Annotated in this window: 3 protein-coding genes and 1 pseudogene; 1 reads left to right on the top strand and 3 read right to left on the bottom strand. The window is 61.8% G+C overall.

Features of this window, described 5'->3' with window-relative positions; all coding sequences use genetic code 11:
* The first annotated feature begins 136 nt into the window (after positions 1–136).
* A complete protein-coding gene (locus tag EOC06_RS40385; protein ID WP_164895845.1) occupies positions 137–418 on the top strand; it encodes a hypothetical protein in 282 nt (93 codons plus the stop codon).
* Positions 419–718: 300 nt separating this feature from the next.
* On the opposite strand, the gene EOC06_RS31780 is transcribed toward EOC06_RS40385, so the two are convergent.
* From EOC06_RS31780 to EOC06_RS31770, 3 genes and pseudogenes are all read right to left on the bottom strand, one after another.
* Entirely contained in the window at positions 719–940 is a 222-nt protein-coding gene (locus tag EOC06_RS31780) for a hypothetical protein (protein ID WP_245329712.1), read from the bottom strand.
* A 116-nt stretch (positions 941–1,056) separates the two neighbouring features.
* Positions 1,057–1,854, bottom strand: a pseudogene (locus EOC06_RS31775) (ABC transporter transmembrane domain-containing protein); the annotation flags it as partial.
* Positions 1,854–3,710, bottom strand: a complete 1,857-nt coding sequence (locus EOC06_RS31770; RefSeq protein ID WP_245470257.1) for an ABC transporter ATP-binding protein — start codon at positions 3,708–3,710, stop codon at positions 1,854–1,856. The pseudogene EOC06_RS31775 and the gene EOC06_RS31770, both read right to left, overlap by 1 nt.
* Positions 3,711–3,943: the final 233 nt, after the last annotated feature.

Below are 3,943 nucleotides of genomic sequence, written 5' to 3'. Positions count from 1 at the left end.
ACCTAACATCGCAGGTTCGGGAACTTTTTGCCGACAGGCGCATCCAATCCACGGGCGAACCCTGTTTGAGTAGAGATGGGTCGCAATGAGTAACCCCGCAATTCCCACCGTCGCGCTTACTACGGCCGATGATGCCATGGCCGCCGTAATGGCGCTGGTGCGCGGCGCTTTTGAGGGTTTGCGCAAGATCGTCGTCCTTCTCCTTCCGGGGGGCACGACGTCGTGTTCGCCAGCGCCTATTACCCGTACATTGGAGGGCTACAAGGTCGTGCTGTTGAATACGGCTGAGCGAATCCCGCACCTTGGCCGTGCGTGTCTTCCGGCCTCGATCATCGGTTTCTTCGACCGGGCATTCCCGCCACATCTTGAGCAGATGCAGCACGCGCCGATCAACGATCCGGCGCGCCGCCGATCTTAATAGCTCGGCATGGGGAATACTTCCGAAGTAAGATCGACGCGGGGCATGCGAAGATGCTCGACGTCGGGCTCTTGCCGGAGGCCGAACATAGTCTTGGGCCCTGGCTCGCGGACGCGGTGCTGGCTCAAAAATCGCGCTGGCCAGTCCCGTAGCGTTCCTCGGCGCACGTCTTTTCGCCACCAGGGCCAGCGGCCGCAAGAGAACGTAGCTGTTTGGTGCGCTCGGATTTGCCGACAATCAGTCGGCGCCTTCTTCCTGGTGCGACCTCTCTCTGACCGGGACGGACCCCTAAGTTTCAGACTACGACGCCAACAACAGGCTGATCCTGGTCAATCTCACACGCGCCAATCGCCGCGCCGGATTGTGGAACCTCTCGCGGGTGGTTTCTACGACGAACACCAGGGTCATCAGATCAAGCAGGAAGTCATCGATAGCTTGGGCGAGTGTTTCTGACCTACCTTTGAACTGATCCAGCAAAACGCGCGCCTTATCGATCGCATCCACGCTGGCCTCATCGATCAACGTCTCTATCCTCTGGAGACAATCCAATTTCGAAACTCCCTCAAAGCCCTTGCCAGGGTAGTTTTGCAACGAAGGTGGGCGATTTGGATTTAGCCCAACAATGGCGGATGGGCGTTGAGATTGGCCAGCACCTTCTCGTCATAAAGATCGAAATTGACATGCTGGCGTTCCAGGCTCTGTACCGTGCGCACGCCATGGATGCCTTCGGCCAGCGCGCCATTGGCGATCGAGTTGGTTTCGTGCGCGGCCATGAAGGCGACCTTGGCGCGCGGCAGCCAGAACAGGCGCACGATGAACAGCACCGGCATGGTCGACAGCGTCAGCAGGCCGAGCCGGAAATCCAGCCACAAAAGCACGCTGACGATGCCGAACAGCAGCACGATGTCGCCCACCGACATGACCGACGTTTCGAGGAATTCCTGCATCGAATTGACGTCGCCCTGCAGGCGCGACATCAGCCGCCCGACCTCGGTCTTGTCCATGAAGCTCAACGAGACCCGCTGCAGGTGGCTGAACATGGCGCGGCGCAGATCGGACAGCACATTCTCGGCCACCTTGCCGACGACGCTTTCCTGCACATAGCTGGCGGCGTAGTTGATCAGGATGATGACGGCGAAAGCGCCGATCGCGGCGATCATCACCGACTGGTCGAGCTTGCCTGCCGTCATGCCGTGGTCGATGGCGTAGCGGATGACCAGCGGGATCGCCAATTGCGTCAGCGTGAACACCAGCACCGCGGCGACCGAGATGAAGATCCGGCTCTGATACGGTCTCACGAAGCTCCAGATGCGCCTGACGATGCGCGGGTCGTAGGCCTTGCCGAAGACTTCTTCCTCTTCGCGATGCGAGCCCACGACAGCCCTTGTCGGCCGGCGGCTGGTATCTTCTTTGTCGTCGTCGGCCTGTGTCGACATCATGCGGCTCCCGCCACGACAGGCCGGTCGTCGTCCGGCCGCAGCTGCAAATCATACAGCGCGCGATAGCGCCCACTGAGCGCCAGCAATTCCTCATGCGTGCCGCGCTCGACGATACGGCCACCCTCGACGAACAGGATCTGGTCGGCATGCATCAGCGAGCTCAGCCGGTGCGAGATGATGAGCGTGACGCGGTCCCTGGCGAAGCGCTTCATCGCCGCCCGGATGCGCTGTTCGGTACCGGCATCTATTGCCGCGGTCGAATCGTCGAAGACCAGCACCGATGGCCGCAGCATCAGGCTCCGCGCAATGGTCAGGCGCTGCCGCTGGCCACCGGAAAGCGACGCGCCGCGCTCGCCGACGACCGTGGTGTAACCGGCCGGGAGGCCCATGATGTAATTGTGCAGCTGGGCGTACTCGGCTGCCTGCCCGATGCGGGTCTCGCGCGCCCAGGGATTGCCATAGGCGATGTTGTTCTCGATCGAGGTGGTGAACAGGAACGCATCCTGCTGCACGACGCCGACCGCCTTGCGCAGCGATTTCAGCGTCACCTCACGAATGTCCTGGCCGTCGATGGTGATCGAACCCGAAGTGACGTCGTAGAAACGCGGGATCAGATGCGCGATGGTCGACTTGCCGCCGCCCGGTGGGCCGACAATGCCGATGGTCTCGCCGGACCGGGCCTCGAAGGAGATGCCGGACAGTGTCGACCGGCCGCCCGCGCCCTCATAGCGGAAGCCGACATTGTCGAAGCGCAGCACACCGTCAGTGACGACAAGGTCCCTGGCGTCGGGTGCGTCCTCGATATCAAGTTCGGTGTCCAGCAGTTCGAACAGTCGCGTGCCGCAGGTCGAAGCGCGGGCGAATGAATTGACCATCAGGCCGAGCTGGCGCACTGGCATCTGCAAGATGGTCATGAAGGTGAGGAACTGGGCCAGCGTGCCGACGCTGATCTGGCCCGCAATCACCTTCTGGCCGCCGAACCACAGCACCAAGCCCATGGCGGCGAGGAACGAGAAGTTCATGGCGCTGGTGTTGCTGACGCGGATGCCGACGCGCTGGTTGGCGAGGTCCAGCGCATCCTGCTTGGCGCGATCGAATTTTTCCAGCTCATGCCGCTGCGCTGCGAAAGCACGCACGACACGGATGCCACCGAGGTTCTCATCCATCACCCGGCTCAGCACCGAGAGGCGCTCCTGCAACGTCAGCCAGGTGCTGCGCAGTTTAAGCTGGGTGACCGAGGACCGCCAGGCGACGAACGGCACGAAGCTCAGACTGAGCAACCCGAGCACGGGATCGGTGCTGACCAGGAGATAGGCGCCGACGCCGATCAGCACGCCGAGCAGCACCACGCGCAAAATGCCGGTGGAAAAGAACATGCGCACGCCGTCGAGATCGAGCAGGCCGAGCGTGATGAGATCGCCGGTGTGGACCCTGTCGTGGTAGGCGAAGCTCAGGCGCTGGATATTCTCGTAGAAAGCCAGGCGCAGTTCATAGCCGGTGCGGTGGCCGACGGCCTCGCCATAGTAGTTCTGCGCCATTGTGAAGAGGCCGCGCAGGATGCTGACGACGAGCAGCGTGAGCGCCGTCTTCCACAGCGCGTGCTCTGCCGCAGGACCAGCACCAGCAGTCATGACGCCCTGCGCCTGGTCGATGGCGCGGCCCAGCAGGCGTGGAATGAAAAGCTGCAGCGTCGCGGCAATGAAGGTCGAAACGATGGTGATGGCGACTTGCCAGGGATGGCGCAGCGTCATTCGCACGATACGCAGCAGGGTGCTGAGGCCTTTGCCCCAGGAGGCTTCCGCCACATGGACAAACGATTTGCCGCGCTTCGCCGCGCCGCTGGTTGCATCCATACCCAAGGGAAATATCCAGACCACTCCGGACATTAGCCCGGACCAATGAAGCAGACTCAATTCAGATGGCGATGTTACGCGTGTCCGACTTGACCGTTCAAGGGGCCAATGGCGGCATCGCACTATGCCTGAAAGGCGTGCAGCCGTTGGTCGTCGCGATCGTATTTGATGAGTGATGAGGCGAAGGCATACATGGCCATAGGCAGAGTTTTGCCAAGCATGAGGCCGTGAAG

Origin of the sequence: Mesorhizobium sp. M7A.F.Ca.MR.362.00.0.0 (assembly GCF_004023175.1) — a bacterium.
GTDB lineage: Bacteria > Pseudomonadota > Alphaproteobacteria > Rhizobiales > Rhizobiaceae > Mesorhizobium.
This window is presented reverse-complemented; position numbering and strand designations above follow the sequence as displayed.

Coding starts and splice junctions, on each gene's coding strand:
- EOC06_RS40385 (WP_164895845.1), top strand. CDS start 137: ATGGCCGCCGTAATGGCGCTGGTGCGCGGCGCTTTTGAGGGTTTGCGC.
- EOC06_RS31770 (WP_245470257.1), bottom strand. CDS start 3,710: ATGGATGCAACCAGCGGCGCGGCGAAGCGCGGCAAATCGTTTGTCCAT.